This is a genomic window from Streptomyces sp. NPDC051578, from assembly GCF_044454045.1.
Lineage (GTDB): Bacteria > Actinomycetota > Actinomycetes > Streptomycetales > Streptomycetaceae > Streptomyces.
In genome coordinates this window covers 394,105-409,971 of the sequence record NZ_JBITDH010000004.1, presented here as the reverse complement: position 1 = coordinate 409,971, position 15,867 = coordinate 394,105, and the positions used below count along the sequence as shown (strand labels likewise).

General features: G+C 72.3%; 15 protein-coding genes, 1 tRNA gene and 1 pseudogene. 9 read left to right on the top strand and 8 right to left on the bottom strand.

What is annotated here, in order from left to right:
• Positions 1 to 376: 376 nt before the first annotated feature.
• The 5 genes from ACIA6C_RS21040 to ACIA6C_RS21020 form a co-directional block, all read right to left on the bottom strand.
• Positions 377 to 664, bottom strand: coding sequence for a hypothetical protein (locus ACIA6C_RS21040; protein ID WP_361130205.1), 288 nt, complete (start codon positions 662 to 664; stop codon positions 377 to 379).
• Positions 661 to 1,506 carry an MBL fold metallo-hydrolase gene (locus tag ACIA6C_RS21035; RefSeq protein ID WP_366079667.1) on the bottom strand — a complete coding sequence of 282 codons (846 nt, stop codon included), beginning with the start codon at positions 1,504 to 1,506 and terminating at the stop codon, positions 661 to 663. Before ACIA6C_RS21035 ends, ACIA6C_RS21040 begins: the two co-directional genes overlap by 4 nt.
• A complete protein-coding gene (locus ACIA6C_RS21030; RefSeq protein ID WP_399277829.1) occupies positions 1,503 to 2,432 on the bottom strand; it encodes an NUDIX hydrolase in 930 nt (309 codons plus the stop codon). Before ACIA6C_RS21030 ends, ACIA6C_RS21035 begins: the two co-directional genes overlap by 4 nt.
• Positions 2,433 to 3,016: 584 nt before the next feature.
• On the bottom strand, positions 3,017 to 3,490 hold the full coding sequence (locus ACIA6C_RS21025; protein ID WP_366079665.1) for a RidA family protein: 474 nt from the start codon (positions 3,488 to 3,490) through the stop codon (positions 3,017 to 3,019).
• Positions 3,487 to 3,651 (bottom strand): DUF4177 domain-containing protein, encoded by a 165-nt coding sequence (locus ACIA6C_RS21020; protein ID WP_136216794.1) that lies wholly within the window; start codon positions 3,649 to 3,651, stop codon positions 3,487 to 3,489. The genes ACIA6C_RS21025 and ACIA6C_RS21020 overlap by 4 nt, the downstream gene beginning before the upstream one ends.
• Before the next feature lie 215 nt (positions 3,652 to 3,866).
• Between ACIA6C_RS21020 and ACIA6C_RS21015 the strand changes: the two genes are divergently transcribed.
• The gene (locus ACIA6C_RS21015; RefSeq protein ID WP_366079664.1) at positions 3,867 to 4,850 is read left to right on the top strand and encodes an ArsA-related P-loop ATPase; all 984 of its coding nucleotides are present in this window, start codon (positions 3,867 to 3,869) and stop codon (positions 4,848 to 4,850) included.
• 38 nt (positions 4,851 to 4,888) lie between these two features.
• Positions 4,889 to 6,250: an ArsA family ATPase gene (locus ACIA6C_RS21010; RefSeq protein ID WP_399278026.1), complete on the top strand. Its 1,362-nt coding sequence runs from the start codon at positions 4,889 to 4,891 to the stop codon at positions 6,248 to 6,250.
• A gap of 92 nt (positions 6,251 to 6,342) precedes the next feature.
• Here the strand turns inward: ACIA6C_RS21010 and ACIA6C_RS21005 are convergent, their stop codons facing one another.
• Positions 6,343 to 6,693, bottom strand: coding sequence for a WhiB family transcriptional regulator (locus ACIA6C_RS21005; RefSeq protein WP_053676911.1), 351 nt, complete (start codon positions 6,691 to 6,693; stop codon positions 6,343 to 6,345).
• 396 nt (positions 6,694 to 7,089) lie between these two features.
• Between ACIA6C_RS21005 and ACIA6C_RS21000 the strand changes: the two genes are divergently transcribed.
• Entirely contained in the window at positions 7,090 to 9,375 is a 2,286-nt protein-coding gene (locus tag ACIA6C_RS21000) for a transglycosylase domain-containing protein (protein ID WP_399277826.1), read from the top strand.
• 66 nt (positions 9,376 to 9,441) lie between these two features.
• Here the strand turns inward: ACIA6C_RS21000 and ACIA6C_RS20995 are convergent, their stop codons facing one another.
• Positions 9,442 to 9,903 (bottom strand): GatB/YqeY domain-containing protein, encoded by a 462-nt coding sequence (locus ACIA6C_RS20995; protein WP_361130223.1) that lies wholly within the window; start codon positions 9,901 to 9,903, stop codon positions 9,442 to 9,444.
• A 79-nt stretch (positions 9,904 to 9,982) separates the two neighbouring features.
• On the opposite strand from ACIA6C_RS20995, the gene ACIA6C_RS20990 reads away from it, so the two are divergent.
• From ACIA6C_RS20990 to ACIA6C_RS20970, 5 genes and pseudogenes are all read left to right on the top strand, one after another.
• Positions 9,983 to 10,930, top strand: coding sequence for a metallophosphoesterase (locus ACIA6C_RS20990; protein WP_361130226.1), 948 nt, complete (start codon positions 9,983 to 9,985; stop codon positions 10,928 to 10,930).
• Positions 10,931 to 11,031: 101 nt separating this feature from the next.
• Positions 11,032 to 11,105 (top strand) — tRNA-Pro (locus ACIA6C_RS20985).
• A gap of 159 nt (positions 11,106 to 11,264) precedes the next feature.
• A pseudogene (locus tag ACIA6C_RS20980) lies at positions 11,265 to 11,330 on the top strand (hypothetical protein); the annotation flags it as partial.
• A gap of 103 nt (positions 11,331 to 11,433) precedes the next feature.
• Positions 11,434 to 11,727 carry a hypothetical protein gene (locus ACIA6C_RS20975; protein ID WP_399278039.1) on the top strand — a complete coding sequence of 98 codons (294 nt, stop codon included), beginning with the start codon at positions 11,434 to 11,436 and terminating at the stop codon, positions 11,725 to 11,727.
• A 24-nt stretch (positions 11,728 to 11,751) separates the two neighbouring features.
• Positions 11,752 to 12,444 carry a TetR/AcrR family transcriptional regulator gene (locus tag ACIA6C_RS20970; RefSeq protein ID WP_399277824.1) on the top strand — a complete coding sequence of 231 codons (693 nt, stop codon included), beginning with the start codon at positions 11,752 to 11,754 and terminating at the stop codon, positions 12,442 to 12,444.
• 158 nt (positions 12,445 to 12,602) lie between these two features.
• Here ACIA6C_RS20970 and codA read toward each other — a convergent pair whose 3' ends face one another.
• Positions 12,603 to 13,904: a cytosine deaminase gene (gene codA / locus ACIA6C_RS20965; RefSeq protein WP_399277822.1), complete on the bottom strand. Its 1,302-nt coding sequence runs from the start codon at positions 13,902 to 13,904 to the stop codon at positions 12,603 to 12,605.
• A 136-nt stretch (positions 13,905 to 14,040) separates the two neighbouring features.
• On the opposite strand from codA, the gene ACIA6C_RS20960 reads away from it, so the two are divergent.
• Positions 14,041 to 15,858, top strand: coding sequence for a prolyl oligopeptidase family serine peptidase (locus ACIA6C_RS20960; protein ID WP_399277820.1), 1,818 nt, complete (start codon positions 14,041 to 14,043; stop codon positions 15,856 to 15,858).
• The last annotated feature ends 9 nt before the right edge of the window (positions 15,859 to 15,867 follow it).

Genomic DNA, 15,867 nt, shown 5'->3' with positions numbered 1-15,867 from the left:
CGGGCCCATGCCCAACCGGTGCGGTACGTCCAGCCGATGCCGACATGCCCGCTGGTGCAGGCACGTCCGGTCGGCGCAGGCACGCCTGGTCGGCGCAAGCACGTCCGGTCGGCGCAAGCACGCCCAGTGGCGCGGGCCCATGCCCAACCGGTGCGGTACGTCCAGCCGATGCCGACATGCCCGCTGGTGCAGGCACGTCCGGTCGGCGCAGGCACGCCTGGTCGGCGCAGGCGCGCCTGGTTGGTGCGGGGCACGCCCGGTCGGTGCGGGCACGACCAGGACCTGGGCGGGCCGTCTGCTCGGGCGCGCGGCGTCGGCTACGGCAGCTCCCCGGGTACGCCCGGTACGGGGGTCTCCGCCGCGGGTCGGGCCGGGGCTAGTGGGAGAGCGCCTCGACCGCCTGCTTGGCCTCCAGCAGGTCGGAGCCGGTGGCGCGGCGGTGGGCGCGGATGGCCTCGACCGTGCGGCCGTCGCGGGCCAGCGCCCGTACCTCGTCCATCCCCGCCGGCTCCGGCTCCTCGATGCCGAAGTGCTCCAGCACCAGGCCCAGGCGGCGCTCCAGGCGGTCCGCCCGGCGCTCCAGGGCCTTCATCCGGAGGGTCACCGTCGAGGTGACCCACGCCGTCGTGACGATCAGCGCGAGCAGCAGGTACAGCACGGTCATTCGGGTCCTCCGGGGATCAGTCCGTGATCTTGAAGGTACTCCAGCTGCGCCCGAACGGACCATTCCGCGATCGGCCAGAGCGACCGGTCGACATCTGCGTACACGTAGGCCACGACCGCCTCCGGGGTGAGGAAACCGTTCTCCACGGCGGTCTCGACCTGCGCGAGGCGGTGCGCGCGGTGGGCCAGGTAGAACTCGACGGCCCCCTGCGCGTCGTCCAGGACCGGCCCGTGACCCGGGAGCACCGTGTGGACCCCGTCGTCGACGGTCAGCGAGCGCAGGCGGCGCAGGGAGTCCAGGTAGTCGCCGAGCCGGCCGTCGGGGTGGGCTACGACGGTCGTGCCGCGCCCGAGGATGGTGTCGCCGGTCAGGACGGCACGGTCGGCGGGCAGGTGGAAGGAGAGCGAGTCGGAGGTGTGGCCGGGCGTCGCCACGACGCGCAGCTCCAGGCCGCCGACCCGGATGCCCTGGCCCGCCGAGAGTCCCTCGTCGCCCAGGCGCAGCGCCGGGTCGAGGGCGCGCACCTTGGTGCCGGTGAGCTCGGCGAAGCGGCCGGCGCCCTCCGCGTGGTCGGGGTGGCCGTGCGTGAGCAGGGTCAGGGCGACCCGCTTGCCCGCCTCCTCGGCGGTACGGATGACCGCCCGCAGGTGCCCCTCGTCCAGCGGGCCCGGGTCGATGACGACGGCCAGGTCGGAGTCCGGCTCCGAGAGGAGCCAGGTGTTGGTGCCGTCCAGGGTCATGGCCGAGGCGTTGGGGGCCAGGACGTTGACCGCGCGGGCGGTGGCGGGCCCGGAGGAGACCACTCCGCGGGGCTGGCCCGGCAGGCTTGCGGCGTCGGTCATGCGGTGGCACCTCCGGGGCGTCCGAAGCGGACGCGCTTGGTGAACTCATCGTGCCCCGGCCAGCTGAGCACCACATCCCCGCCCTCCAGGGCGGCCTGCGCGAGGACCGGGGTCAGGTCCTGGCCCGCGGCACCGGCCAGGGCGTGGGCAGCGCTCTCGTAGGGCTCCAGGGACCGCAGGGTGGAGATGGTCGGCGGCATCATCAGCAACTCGCCCTTGTCGTAGCCGGCGGCCGCGTCGGCAGGGCGGATCCACACGGTCCGGTCGGCCTCGGTGGAGGCGTTGCGGGTGCGCTGACCCTCGGGGAGGGCGGCGACGAAGAACCAGGTGTCGTAGCGGCGGGGTTCGAAAGCGGGGGTGATCCAGCGGGCCCAGGCCCCGAGCAGGTCCGAGCGCAGCAGCAGGCCGCGGCGGTCGAGGAACTCGGCGAACGACAGCTCGCGCGCCACGAGGGCCAGCCGGTCGGCCTCCCAGTCCTCGCCGGTGGTGTCCCCGACGACGGTGTCGGGGGCTTCGCCGGCGAGCAGGACGCCGGCTTCCTCGAAGGTCTCGCGGACGGCTCCGCAGACGATCGCCTGGGCGGTACGGGGATCCGTGCCGAGCCGGTCCGACCAGTCCGCGAGGCCGGGTCCCGCCCAGCCGACGAGGTGGTCCTCGTCGCGGGGGTCGACCCCGCCGCCGGGGTAGGCGTAGGCGCCGCCGGCGAAGGCCATGGATGTGCGGCGGCGCAGCATGTGCACGACGGGACCGTCGTCGGTGTCGCGCAGCAGCATCACGGTGGCGGCGCGTCTGGGTTCGACGGGGGTGAGGGTGCCGTCCGCGAGCGCGCGGATGCGGTCGGGCCACTCCGGCGGGTACCACTGGCCGCCGGCGGGCGTGGCTCCCTGCGGATGCGGCTGCTGCTGTCCCTGCTCACCGTTGGGCATGGCCGGATGCTACGGCCATCCGCGCCGATGTTCGAGGCCCACCCCGGCCGGCCCGACCCGCGGGGGCCGCTTCGGTACGAGCCTCGGACCGCGGCCCGGGTCCGCCGCCGGGGTCCGTCCCGGGCCCTGGGGGCGAAGGCCTGCGCGGCCGGCGACCGGACAGGTTGCGCCTGTCCGGAGCCACGCAGGAGCGGAGCCGGGCCCGAAGCCCGCACGGCGGTGACGTCGGTCCACGTTCGGAGGCCGCAGGCGCCGGAACAGCCAAAGGTCCGGGCCACGACCCGGACACTCCCAAGCACCCCCAGGCTCGGCGCCCCCGGAGTCCGGAGCCGACCTGGGCCGCAGCCCAGGAGCCCGCTCGTGCCGAAGCAGGGCCCTGCGGCCCGGAGCCAGACTGGTCCGAACCCACGAGCCGGAGCCACGCCGGGCCGCAGCCCCGCGAGCCCGCTCGGGCCGACAGGCACCGCATCCCGCAGCGCGGTAGCCGCCTCGGGCCGAATGGGCCCTGTGGGCCGGGGCCCGGGCCGGTAGGCGGCGCGGGTGTGGCCCGCGCGGGTTGCCGGACGCGGGTGGGCCTCCGGGGGTCAGGCCTCCGGGGTGAGTTCGACCTGGATCTCGACCTCGACCGGGGCGTCCAGGGGGAGGACCGCCACGCCGACCGCGCTGCGGGCGTGGACGCCCTTGTCGCCGAGCACCGCGCCCAGCAGCTCGCTCGCACCGTTCAGCACGCCCGGCTGCCCGGTGAAGTCGGGGGCCGAGGCCACGAAGCCGACGACCTTCACGACACGCGCGATCTTGTCGAGGTCGCCGATCAGCGACTTGACGGCCGCCAGGGCGTTCAGCGCGCAGGTCGCCGCCAGCTCCTTGGCCTGCTCCGCCGAGACCTCGGCGCCGACCTTGCCGGTGACCGGCAGGCTGCCCTTGACCATCGGGAGCTGGCCGGCGGTGTACACGTACACGCCCGACCGCACGGCCGGCTGGTACGTGGCCAGCGGCGGCACGACCTCCGGCAGGGTCAGGCCGAGCTCGGCCAGCTTCGCCTCGACCGTCCCGCTCATGCGGCCTTCTCCCGCTTCATGTAGGCCACGAGCTGCTCGGGGTTGTTCGGCCCGGGCACGACCTGGACGAGCTCCCAGCCGTCCTCGCCCCAGGTGTCCAGGATCTGCTTGGTGGCGTGTACCAGCAGCGGGACCGTCGCGTATTCGAACTTCTTGGTCATGGGAGCGAGGGTAGTGCCTGTCGCCCGGGCCCCCCGCCCGCCCTCGTCGCACGGCCCGCACGACGGCCCGGGAGCGACCCGCGGACGACCGGGGAGCGACCCGGAACCCGCCCCGGGATCCGACCCGGGATCCGACCCGGGACCTGAACCGGAAAGCGGCCCGGAAAGCGGCCCGCGACACGAACCGTCCGACCGACTCGTTAGGCTCGGACGCTGTGAGCAGGCTCCAGGTGGTCAGCGGCAAGGGCGGCACCGGCAAGACCACGGTCGCCGCCGCACTCGCTCTCGCCCTCGCGCGCGAGGGCAGACGGACTCTGTTGGTGGAGGTCGAGGGCAGGCAGGGCATCGCACAGCTCTTCGGGGCGGAGGCGCTCCCGTACGAGGAGCGGAAGATCGCCGTGGCGCCGGGCGGCGGCGGTGAGGTGTACGCGCTCGCGATCGACGCCGAGCGGGCGCTGCTGGACTACCTCCAGATGTTCTACAAGCTGGGCTCGGCCGGCCGCGCCCTCAAGAAGCTCGGTGCGATCGACTTCGCGACGACCATCGCGCCCGGCCTGCGCGACGTCCTGCTGACGGGCAAGGCCTGCGAGGCGGTGCGGCGCAAGGACAAGACCGGGCGGTACGTCTACGACCACGTGATCATGGACGCCCCGCCGACCGGGCGCATCACCCGCTTCCTGAACGTCAACGACGAGGTGGCGGGCCTGGCCCGGTTCGGGCCGATCCACAACCAGGCGCAGGCCGTCATGAAGGTGCTCAAGTCCCCCGAGACGGCCGTCCACCTGGTCACCCTGCTGGAGGAGATGCCCGTCCAGGAGACGGCGGACGGGATCGCCGAACTGGAGGCTGCGGGGCTCCCCGTGGGTCGGGTCGTCGTCAACATGGTCCGCCCGCACCATCTGGACGAGGAAGCCCTGGGCGCGGCGGCCGGCGAACGGCGCGCCGACGTGGCCAAGGCCCTGTCCCGCGCGGGTCTGGGCGGCTCGCGCCGTGGCGGCCTGGCCGAGCGGCTGGTGGACCCGCTGCTGGCGCAGGCCGCGGAACACACGGGCCGGGTGAAGCTGGAGCGGGAGCAACGGACGGTGCTGGAGGGGCTGGACGTGCCGACGTACGAACTCCCCTTGCTCGGCACGGGCATGGATCTGGCCGGGCTGTACGAGCTGGCGACGGAACTGCGCAAGCAGGCGGTCGACGCATGAGCGGGCCGACGACGAGCGAGAAGCCGGTGGGTGACGAGATGGGCCTGGACACTCCGCCCGTGCTGGCGGTCGACGCGCTGCTGGACGACTTGAAGACCCGGATCATCGTGTGCTGCGGCTCGGGCGGCGTCGGCAAGACCACCACCGCTGCCGCACTCGGCGTACGGGCGGCGGAGCGCGGCCGGAAGGTGGTCGTGCTGACCATCGACCCGGCGCGCCGGCTGGCCCAGTCGATGGGGATCGCCTCGCTGGACAACACGCCCCGCAAGGTCGCGGGCGTGTCGGGGGACGGCGGCGAACTGCACGCCATGATGCTCGACATGAAGCGCACGTTCGACGAGATCGTCGAGGCGCACGCGGACGGCGAGCGGGCCCGGGCCATCCTGGCGAACCCCTTCTACCAGTCCCTGTCGGCCGGTTTCGCCGGTACGCAGGAGTACATGGCGATGGAGAAGCTGGGTCAGCTGCGGGCGCGGGACGACTGGGACCTGATCGTGGTCGACACCCCGCCGAGCCGGTCCGCGCTGGACTTCCTCGACGCGCCGAAGCGTCTGGGGTCCTTCCTGGACGGGAAGTTCATCCGGGTGCTGATGGCTCCGGCGAAGGTCGGCGGGCGGGCCGGGATGAAGTTCCTCAACGTCGGCATGTCGCTGATGACGGGCACGCTGAGCAAGCTGATGGGCGCCTCGCTGCTCAAGGACGTACAGACCTTCGTGGCCGCGATGGACACCATGTTCGGCGGCTTCCGGACCCGTGCGGACGCCACCTTCCGGCTGCTTCAGGCCCCCGGTACGGCCTTCCTCGTGGTCGCGGCGCCGGAACCGGACGCCCTGCGCGAGGCGGCGTACTTCGTGGAGCGGCTGGCGGCGGAACGGATGCCGCTCGCCGGCCTGGTGCTGAACCGGGTCCACGGCAGTGACGCCGGACAGCTCTCCGCGGAGCGGGCGTTGGCGGCCGCAGAGAATCTTGAGGACGCCGGCATTGTCGATCAGGAGTCCGGGAAAGCTGGACTTCGTGACTCGGACACCGGCACCACCGAGACCGGCACTCCCGAGAAGGGCACCACCGGCACCTCCGAAACCGGCACCTCCGAAACCGGCACCTCCGACACCGGCATTCCCGGCACCGGCTCCCCCAGCGCCGACGCGGACGCGGCCGATGTGGACGACGCCAATGTGGACGACGCCGATGTGGACGAGATCACCGCGGGACTGCTGCGCCTGCATGCCGAGCGGATGCAGGTGATCGCGCGCGAACAGCGCACGCGTGACCGCTTCACCTCACTGCACCCCGAGGTGGCGGTGGCCGAAGTGGCCGCCCTGCCCGGCGATGTGCACGACCTCGCCGGGCTACGGGCCATCGGAGAGCGGCTCGCGACCGGGGTACCGGCCGGAGCGTAGGCGTTCGTACGAGGGCGGGCGCGGGCGGTTGACCCGGCTGCCGCGTAGTCGCGGGCGGTTGACCCGGCTACGGCGTACGGTGCGGACGGGGTCTACCCGGCTGCCGCGTACGTCTCGTACGGAACGTCGATCTCCGCGTCGACATCCATGGTGAGGATGCCCGTACTGCGTTCGTACTCCGTGCGGGCGGTTTCGAGCAGCCGTCGCCACGAGGTGACGGTGGGACGCCGGCGCAGCAACGCGCGACGCTCCCGCTCGGTCATGCCGCCCCATACTCCGAACTCGACACGGTTGTCGAGCGCGTCGGCCAGGCACTCGGTCCGCACCGGACACCCGGTGCACACCGCCTTGGCCCTGTTCTGTGCCGCTCCTTGAACGAACAGTTCATCCGGATCGGTAGTGCGGCAGGCTGCCTGCGCACTCCAGTCGGTAACCCAGCCCATCCCGGCGCCGTCCTCTCCCGAATCGAGGCTCCCCCACGGCGGTAGCGGCATATTCACCGCTGCCAGTTGAGGACGTTACGGAAGGCGAGCACAGCGCAACACCCCCGACGGGCCCAATCTTGAATGGTCCGAACGGACTATGGGTAAGCGGCAGATCACCCGACGGAGTGATCGGACGACATGCCCGGCCATTCCGGCGATTCGGGTGAAATCGGAGAATCCCCGCCCGGTGCCGTCCGAGTGAACGGCGAGATTCGGACATCAGTCCACCGCATTCGGCAAGGGTGAAAATCAAGCCGAGGGGTTGATGTCGCGCCGCGCTGCTGTGACAGTTGGGGCCAGCTTAGGCCAAGGCATTCGCGCGTGTCCGGCGAATGAGAACGTAGGCTGCCCTCCATGGGAAAGAAGCGCTCGGGCGGCGGGCTCACGGGGCCGCAACAGGCCGCCAAGTTCCTCGGGGTGTCGGTTCTCTCCGGAGTCGTACTGGCCGGCATCGCGATCCCGGGCGCCGGTGCCCTGGGCCTCGCGGCCAAGGGGACGGTCGAGGGATTCGACGAGATCCCGGCCAATCTCAAGACGCCTCCGTTGAGCCAGCGCACCACGATCCTGGACGCGGAAGGTGGCTTGATCGCCACGGTCTATTCGCGCGACCGGCAGGTGGTGCCCCTGACGGCCATCTCCCCGTACATGCAGAAGGCGATCGTCGCCATCGAGGACTCGCGTTTCTACGAACACGGCGCGGTCGACCTCAAGGGCATCCTGCGCGCGGTCAACCGCAACGCGCAGGAAGGCGGCGCGGCGCAGGGCGCGTCCACGCTCACGCAGCAGTACGTGAAGAACGTCTTCGTCGAGGAAGCCGGTGACGACGAGTCGAAGGTGCGCGAAGCGCAGGAGAAGAGCCTCGGCCGGAAGATCCGGGAGCTGAAGTACTCGATCCAGGTCGAGGAGGAACTCGGGAAGAAGAAGATCCTCGAGAACTACCTCAACATCACCTACTTCGGGCAGCAGGCGTACGGAATCGAATCGGCCTCGCAGCGCTACTTCAGCAAGCCGGCCAAGGACCTGACGCTGGAGGAGTCCGCGCTGCTGGCCGGAGTGGTGCAGTCGCCGACCCGCTACGACCCGGTCAACGACTCGCAGGAGGCGATGAAGCGCCGCAACGTCGTCCTCCAGCGGATGGCCGACATGAAGGACATCTCGCAGGCGGAAGCCGACGAGGCGAAGCAGAAGCCCGTCACGCTCAAGGTGACCCGGCCCAAGAACGGCTGCATCACCGCCGTGAAGGGCGCCGGATTCTTCTGTGACTACGTGCGCAACACGTTCCTGACCGACCCCGTGTTCGGCAAGACGCGAGAGGAGCGCGCCAAGCTCTGGAACCAGGGCGGCCTGACCGTCCGCACGACGCTCGACCCGCAGTCGCAGGAGTCGGTCAACGATTCCATCAAGGACCACGTCCACCAGGACGACAAGGTCGCGACGGCCGTCACCCTCGTGCAGCCCGGAACCGGCCGGGTGCTCGGCATGGGCCAGTCCAAGCCGTACGGCTTCGGCAAGGACGAGACGCAGATCAACTACTCCGTCGACAAGCGGATGGGCGGCTCGAACTTCGGCTTCCCGACCGGCTCGACCTTCAAGCCGTTCGTCGCGGCCGCGGCCATCGAGCAGGGCGTGCCGGCGACCAAGGTGTACGCCTCCCCGCACGACATGGAGTACCCGAGCGGCGTGCAGACCTGCGGTGACAAGCCGTGGGTCAACGACAGCAAGCCCAAGGACCGGGTGGAGAACGAGTCCGAGTCCGAGATCGGGCCGTACGGGATGAGGGAGGCGATGGCCAAGTCGGTCAACACCTACTTCGTCGAGATGATCAGCGACATCGGGCTGTGCCCGGTCACCGAGATGACCACCAAGCTCGGTGTCATCCCGGCCGACGGCGCCAAGCTGCCGGAGGTCCCCGCCATCGCGCTCGGAACCCAGGGCATGTCCCCGCTGACCATGGCCAACGCCTACGCCACCTTCGCCAACCGGGGCGTGCGCTGCACCCCGGTCGCCATCGAGTCGATCACCGACGCGCACGGCAAGGCGCTCGCCGTCCCGAAGTCGCAGTGCGAGCGGGTGATGTCGGAGAAGACGGCCGACACCATCAACACCCTGCTGCTCGGCGTGGTCGACTCCGGTACGGGTGCCCAGGCGGGTCTGACCGACCGGCAGAGCGCGGGCAAGACGGGTACCACCGAGAACCGCTACAACGCCTGGTTCGTCGGGTACACCCCGAACATGGCCGGTGCGACGTGGGTCGGCTCCGCGGGCCTCAAGCAGGTGTCGATGGAGAACATCACCATCGGCGGCGAGTTCTACGACAAGGTCTACGGCGGCGGGCTGCCCGGCCCGATCTGGAAGCAGGCGGTGACGGGCGCGCTGGCGGGCCGGGAGAACCTGCCCTTCTCGACGGTGTTCGTCGGGGACTCCTCCACCCCGTCCGGCGGCGCGCGCGGCAACCGGCCGCCGACGCAGCCGAGCAACCCGGCCCCGGCCAAGCCGGGCAAGCCGGGCAAGCCCGGGCGGGACGGCAAGCCGGGTGACCGCGAACCGGGCGGCGCCGGAACCACGGGCGGGGGCGTTCCCGTCGACCCCTTCCCCGAAATCCCCCTGCCGCCGGGCACGATCGGCGGCGACGTCCAGTAGCCCGTGTACGAAAGGGGAGGCCCCCGCCGGATCCGGCGGGGGCCTCCCCTTTCGTACGGGCGGTGCCTACGAGAGCTGCTGCTTGACGGCGGCGGCGACGCGGCCGCCCTCCGCCAGCCCGGCGACCTTCGGGTTCACGATCTTCATGACGGCGCCCATGGCCCGCGGCCCCTCGGCCCCCGCGGCCTTCGCCTCGGCGACGGCCTGCGCGACGATCTCGCGGAGCTCCTCGTCCGTGAGCTGCTTGGGCAGGTACTTGTCGAGGAACTCGCCCTCCGCGAGCTCCCGCGCGGCCGACTCGGCGCGTCCGCCCTGGCTGAACGCCTCCGCCGCCTCGCGGCGCTTCTTCGCCTCCTTGGCGATCACCTTGAGGACTTCGTCGTCGGAGAGCACGCGCGCTTCCTTGCCCGCGACCTCCTCCTTGGTGATGGCGGCGAGGGTCAGTCGCAGCGTGGACGAGCTGAGCTCGTCGCGCGCCTTGATGGCAGCGGTGAGGTCTTCCTGGAGCTTGGCCTTGAGCGTGGTCATGCCCCGAGTCTGCCAGGTGCGGTGGCGCCGGCGCCCGCCGGTTTTCCGCGGGGGTGACGCGGGGTGCGACGATGGGGTCATGCGTGCGCGTTACGGAGTACCTCTGAAGGTCACCGCCGGTATCGCGGCGGTGGGGGCCGCGGGTGTGGCCTATGCCGCCGGATTCGAGGCCCGGTCGTTCCGGCTGCGCCGGGTGACCGTGCCCGTCCTCCCGGCCGGCATGCGGCCCCTGCGGATACTGCAGGTGTCGGACATCCACATGGTCGGCGGCCAGCGCAAGAAGCGGGCGTGGCTGCAGTCGCTCGCGGGGCTGCGTCCGGACTTCGTGGTGAACACCGGCGACAACCTCTCGGACACGGACGGCGTGCCGGAGGTGCTGGACGCCCTGGGGCCGTTGATGTCCTTCCCCGGCGCCTACGTCTTCGGCTCGAACGACTACTACGGCCCCCGGCTGCGCAATCCGGGCCGCTACCTGATCGAGAAGGCACAGGGCCGGCACGGGCTGAACGGCAACAAGCCGGTCGTCGGCGCCGTCCACAACCCGTGGGAGGAGATGCGGGACGCCTTCGACGCGGCCGGCTGGCTGAACCTGACGAACACGCGGGCGCGGATGAAGCTGGACGGGCTGGAGATCGCCTTCACCGGCCTGGACGACCCGCACATCAAGCGCGACCGCTACGAGACGGTCGCGGGCGGACCGGAGGCGGACGCGGACTTCTCCATGGCGGTGGTCCACGCCCCGTACCTGCGCGTCCTCGAAGCGTTCACCGCCGACCGCTACCCGCTGATCCTGGCCGGCCACACGCACGGCGGGCAGCTGTGCGTCCCGTTCTACGGGGCGCTGGTGACCAACTGCGACCTGGACACCGACCGGGTCAAGGGCCTGTCCACGCACACGGCGGCGAACGGCAACCGCGCCTACCTCCACGTCTCGGCGGGCTGCGGCACCAACCGCTTCACCCCGGTCCGCTTCGCCTGCCCCCCTGAGGCCACCCTGCTGACCCTGACCCCGGCCCGCCCGGCCTGACGGCCCGCGACCGCCCCGTGAAAACCGGATTTCGTCTCCGGCCGAGGGTCCGCTAAAGTAATCGATGTCGCCAGGACAGCACACGCTGCACGGGTGACGATCGGGGTGTAGCGCAGCTTGGCAGCGCGCTTCGTTCGGGACGAAGAGGTCGTGGGTTCAAATCCCGCCACCCCGACTTCGCAAGACCAGACAAGGGCTTGATCCGCATCGCGGGTCAGGCCCTTCCTGCGTCTGGGGGGACGGCTCGGATGCGTCGGAGGCGGCTCGGCCGTGCGGTCCGGTCCGTCCCGGGCGACCGGCGTGGCTGTCGTCGCCGAAGGTCCTGCGGACCGAGGTGCTCGGCGGCCTGGTGGTCGCGCTGGCGCTGGTCCCCGAGGCGATCTCCTTCTCGACCATCGCCGGGGTCGACCCGGCCGTCGGCTTGTTCACCTCGTTCACCATGGCGGCGATGATCTCCGCGGCGAGGGGCGCCGTCGCGCTCGTGATCGCCGTGCTCAACCGCGATGGTCATCTTCGCCGAGCGCGTCGCGCACCTGGCCACCCTCACCTCCGGGACGGACCCGCGGGCCGGCGAGCTGTTCTTCGCCTCCTCCGACGACCTCGTCGGCCGGTTCGACTACGCCCGGGACCCGCAACGGGTCGTCATCGACCTGTCGTCCGCCCCTAGAGGGGACGCCTCGTCCGTCGCCGCCCTCGACGCCAAGTACCGCAGGCGCGGCAAGGACGTGGACATCGTCGGCCTGGACGAGCGCAGCGCCCTGCTGCACGGGACGCTCAGCGGCGAGCTGTCGGTGTGAGCCGGGCGGGCTATAAAGTAGACGGTGTCCACATCTAGGGAAGCGGAGATCCACATGGCTCCACCGGGCACCGGACCACCCCCGCAGGAACCGCCGCGGAAGCGCACCACCTACCGGCACGGGAACCTGCGCAACGCCCTGCTCGACGCCGCGCTGGAACTGGCGCGGGAGGGCGGCCCCGAGGCCGTGTCGCTGCGCGAGGTGACCCGGCGCGCCGGGGTGTCGCCCAACGCCGCCTACCGGCACTTCGCCGACCGCGGGGCGCTGGTGCACGAGGTCTCGCAGGCGGCCATGGCGCGGGTGGCGCTCGCGATGGAGGCCGAGATCGCGGGTCTCGCGCCGACCGGGGACCCCGCCGCACGGGCGCGGGCCCGCTTCCGCGCCGTGGGGGCGGGGTACATCCGCTTCGCCGTCGCCGAGCCGGGCTGGTTCCGTACGGCCTTCCACGTCCCGGCCGACATGACCTACGCCACCGACGCCTCGGCCGCCGGAGCCGGCGGGCTCACCCCGTTCGAGCTGCTCGGAGCCGCGCTGGACGCCCTCGTGGAGACGGGCGTCCTGCCGCCCGGGCGCCGCCCCGGGGCGGAGTTCCTCGCCTGGTCGGCGGTGCACGGGCTGGCGGTGCTGGTCATCGACGGACCGCTGCGCGGGGTGACCCCGGAGCAGGCGCACGACGCCGGCCAGGACGTGATCGCCATGATCGAAAGGGGGATCTGAACGCTTCCCTGCCGGGCCGGCCGATTCGCCGCGGGACCGTGCCCGCCGCGGTGCGGGCCTCCGCGCCGCCCCGCACCGCCTGCCGCCCCGCACCGCCGGCCGCCCCGCAAGGCCCGCCGCCCCGCATGGCCCGCGGCCCCGCATGGCCCGCGGCGGGGCTATGTCGGGGTGAAGTCCACGTCCGTCGGGCCGGCTTCGCCCGGCCAGGCCAGCAGGCGCGTCGGCGCGGGCGGGCTTTCGGCGAGGACGGTGCCGCGCGAGACGACGTACCGGGGACGGACCTGACGGCGGACGGCCTCCTGCGGGGAGTCGGCCGGGACCAGCAGGAACGAGGCCGGCGCGCCCGGTGCGATGCCGTACTCGGTGCCGGACAGGCCGAGGACCCGCGCCGCACGGTCCGTCACCATCGAGAAGGCCACCGGGATCTCGTCGGCGCCCGTCAACTGGGCGGCGTACAGGCCGACCAGGGCGGTCTGCAGCGGGTTCCCGGTCCCGAGCGCGTTCCACGGGTCCATCACGTCGTCATGGCCGAAGGCCACGTTCACACCCGCCGCCAGCATCTCCTTGACCTGGGTGAGGCCGCGCCGTTTGGGGTAGCCGTCGAAGCGGCCCTGGAGGTTGAGGTTGGCGAACGGGTTCGCCACCAGGTTGATCCCCGAACGCGACAGCAGCCGCTGGAGTTTGAAGCTGTATCCACCGCCATAGGAGCCCATCGCCGTCGTGTGGGAGGCTGTCGCCCGCTCCCGCAGGCCCGAGCGCAGCGCGAGCGTGGCCAGTACCTCCACGAAGCGGGACTGCTCGTCGTCGATCTCGTCGCAGTGCGCGTCGACGCGCAGCCCGTACTCCTCGGCCAGCGCGAAGGCGGTACCCAGCGAGGCGACCCCGTCCTCGCGCGTGTCCTCGAAGTGCGGGATCGCGCCGACGACGTCCGCCCCGCGCCGGACCGCCTCGCGCAGCAGCGCCGCGCCGTCGGGGAAGGAGACGATGCCCTCCTGCGGGAAGGCCACGATCTGCAGGGTCATGACGTCCCGCACCCGGTCGCGGACCTCCAGCAGCGCGTCCAGCGCGGTCAGCGCCGGATCGGTGGTGTCGCAGTGGGTCCGTACGTGCAGCACCCCCTGGGCGGCCTGCCAGCGCAGCACCTGCGTGGCCCGGGCGATCACGTCCTCGCGGGTCAGGGTCTTCTTGCGCTCGCTCCAGCAGGCGATGCCCTCCCAGAGGGTGCCGGACGCGTTGGGGCGCGGCTCGCCCGCGGTCAGGGCGGTGTCGAGGTGGATGTGCGGCTCGACGAACGGGGGCGTGAGCAGAGCGCCGTGCGCCTCGATCAGCACGCCCGTCGCCGGTGGTTCCTTCTGGTCGTCGTACGGGACGACGCGCGCGATGCGCCCGTCCTCGGACACCTCCACATCGGACAGGCCGTGTGCGTGCAGCAGCCGGGCACCCCGGACGATCATCCGCATGCCGTCAGAGTAGGGGCACGGGCCGCGCCGGGGCCGGGCCTCGTGCCGCATGGCCCGCACGTCCGGAGCCACCGGGGCGGCCGCCGCCCGTTCGGCGTACTCGGCATACCGGCGCCCGGTACGGCAAGGTGGGGCCATGACCAGCGACACCGATGTGACCTCCGCACCGTCCCCCGAGATGCCGGACTGGGAGAAGCGTTTCCGGGCCCCGCGCGTCGGGCTGCCCGAATGGGCCGAGGACGCCCCGGACCGCTCGCTCTTCGTCTCCAACGCGACCGGGACCTACGAGCTGTACGCCTGGGACCGCGCCACCGGCGCCCAGCGGCAGGCCACGGACCGCCCCAACGGCACCACCGACGGCACCCTCTCCCCCGACGGCGAGTGGATCTGGTGGTTCTCCGACACCGACGGCGACGAGTTCGGCACCTGGGTGCGCCAGCCCTTCGCTGGCGGCCCCGACGAGCCGGCGACCCCGGGCCTGGCGCCCTCGTACCCGGCCGGGCTGGCCATCGGCCGGGACGGCACGGCCGTCGTGGGCCGCTCCACCGACGAGGACGGCACCACCATCCACGTCGTACGGCCCGACGGGAGCGCCCCGGCCGTCATCTACCGCCACCGCGAGTCGGCGGGCGTCGGCGACCTGTCCCGGGACGGGACCCTGATCGCGATCGAACACACCGAGCACGGCGACGCGATGCACTCGGCGCTGCGCGTGGTCACCCTGGACGGCTCCACCGTCGCCGAGCTGGACGACTCCGAGGGCGGCACCGAGGAGCTGGGCCTCGGCGTGCTCGGCTTCGCACCGGTCGCCGGTGACACCCGGCTGCTCGTGGGTCACCAGCGGCGGGGCCGCTGGGAGCCGATGGTGTGGGACGTGGCGACCGGCGCCGAGGAGGAGCTGGCGGTCGATCTGCCCGGCGACGTGGGCGCCGAGTGGTACCCGGACGGGTCCGCGCTGCTGATCCACCACGAGTACGAGGCCCGCAGCGAGCTGTGGCGCTACGACCTGGCCGTGCGGGAACTCGTACGGGTGGACACTCCGCGGGGGTCGGTCTCGGGTGCGACGGCCCGGCCGGACGGGTCGGTGGAGTACCAGTGGTCCTCGGCCGCCGAGCCGTCGGCGATCCGGTCCACGGCGGGCGGGGTCGTGCTCGACCCGCCCGGCTTCCGGCCCCCGGGTTCGGTCCCGGTGGAGGACGTGTGGGTGGAGGGCCCGGGCGGGCGCGTCCACGCGCTGGCGCAGCGGCCCGTCGGCCACGGCGAGGGCCCCTTCCCGACGGTCTTCGAGATCCACGGCGGGCCCACCTGGCACGACAGCGACGCCTTCGCCGCGACCCCGGCCGCCTGGCTGGACCACGGCTTCGCGGTCGTCCGCGTCAACTACCGCGGCTCGACCGGGTACGGCCGGGAGTGGACCGACGCCCTCAAGCACCGCGTCGGCCTGATCGAGCTGGAGGACATCGCGGCGGTCCGTGAGTGGGCCGTCGGCAGCGGCCTCGCCGACCCGCAGCGGCTCGTCCTGTCGGGCGGTTCCTGGGGCGGTTACCTGACGCTGCTGGGCCTGGGCACCCAGCCCGACGCCTGGGCGGTGGGACTGGCCGCCGTGCCGGTCGCGGACTACGTGACCGCGTACCACGACGAGATGGAGGCGCTCAAGTCCCTGGACCGCACGCTCTTCGGCGGCACGCCCGAGGAGGTCCCGGAACGGTTCGAGGCGTCCTCGCCGCTGACGTACGTGGACGCGGTGAAGGCTCCCGTCCACATCGCGGCGGGCGTGAACGACCCGCGCTGCCCGATCCGGCAGATCGACAACTACGTGGAGCGGCTCGCGGCGCGCGGGGCGGTGCACGAGGTGTACCGGTACGACGCCGGGCACGGCTCGCTCGTGGTGGAGGAGCGGATCAAGCAGGTCCGGATGGATCTGGAGTTCGCCCTCAAGCACCTTCCCGCCTGACCCGGCACC

Excerpts from the sequence above, each read along its gene's own strand:
- ACIA6C_RS21030 (WP_399277829.1), bottom strand. The coding sequence starts at position 2,432 with ATGCCCAACGGTGAGCAGGGACAGCAGCAGCCGCATCCGCAGGGAGCC.
- ACIA6C_RS20975 (WP_399278039.1), top strand. The coding sequence starts at position 11,434 with ATGGTCATCTTCGCCGAGCGCGTCGCGCACCTGGCCACCCTCACCTCC.
- ACIA6C_RS21035 (WP_366079667.1), bottom strand. The coding sequence starts at position 1,506 with ATGACCGACGCCGCAAGCCTGCCGGGCCAGCCCCGCGGAGTGGTCTCC.
- ACIA6C_RS21000 (WP_399277826.1), top strand. The coding sequence starts at position 7,090 with ATGGGAAAGAAGCGCTCGGGCGGCGGGCTCACGGGGCCGCAACAGGCC.
- ACIA6C_RS20990 (WP_361130226.1), top strand. The coding sequence starts at position 9,983 with ATGCGTGCGCGTTACGGAGTACCTCTGAAGGTCACCGCCGGTATCGCG.
- ACIA6C_RS21020 (WP_136216794.1), bottom strand. The coding sequence starts at position 3,651 with ATGACCAAGAAGTTCGAATACGCGACGGTCCCGCTGCTGGTACACGCC.
- ACIA6C_RS21010 (WP_399278026.1), top strand. The coding sequence starts at position 4,889 with ATGGGCCTGGACACTCCGCCCGTGCTGGCGGTCGACGCGCTGCTGGAC.
- ACIA6C_RS21025 (WP_366079665.1), bottom strand. The coding sequence starts at position 3,490 with ATGAGCGGGACGGTCGAGGCGAAGCTGGCCGAGCTCGGCCTGACCCTG.
- codA (WP_399277822.1), bottom strand. The coding sequence starts at position 13,904 with ATGCGGATGATCGTCCGGGGTGCCCGGCTGCTGCACGCACACGGCCTG.
- ACIA6C_RS21005 (WP_053676911.1), bottom strand. The coding sequence starts at position 6,693 with ATGGGCTGGGTTACCGACTGGAGTGCGCAGGCAGCCTGCCGCACTACC.
- ACIA6C_RS20960 (WP_399277820.1), top strand. The coding sequence starts at position 14,041 with ATGACCAGCGACACCGATGTGACCTCCGCACCGTCCCCCGAGATGCCG.
- ACIA6C_RS20995 (WP_361130223.1), bottom strand. The coding sequence starts at position 9,903 with ATGACCACGCTCAAGGCCAAGCTCCAGGAAGACCTCACCGCTGCCATC.
- ACIA6C_RS21040 (WP_361130205.1), bottom strand. The coding sequence starts at position 664 with ATGACCGTGCTGTACCTGCTGCTCGCGCTGATCGTCACGACGGCGTGG.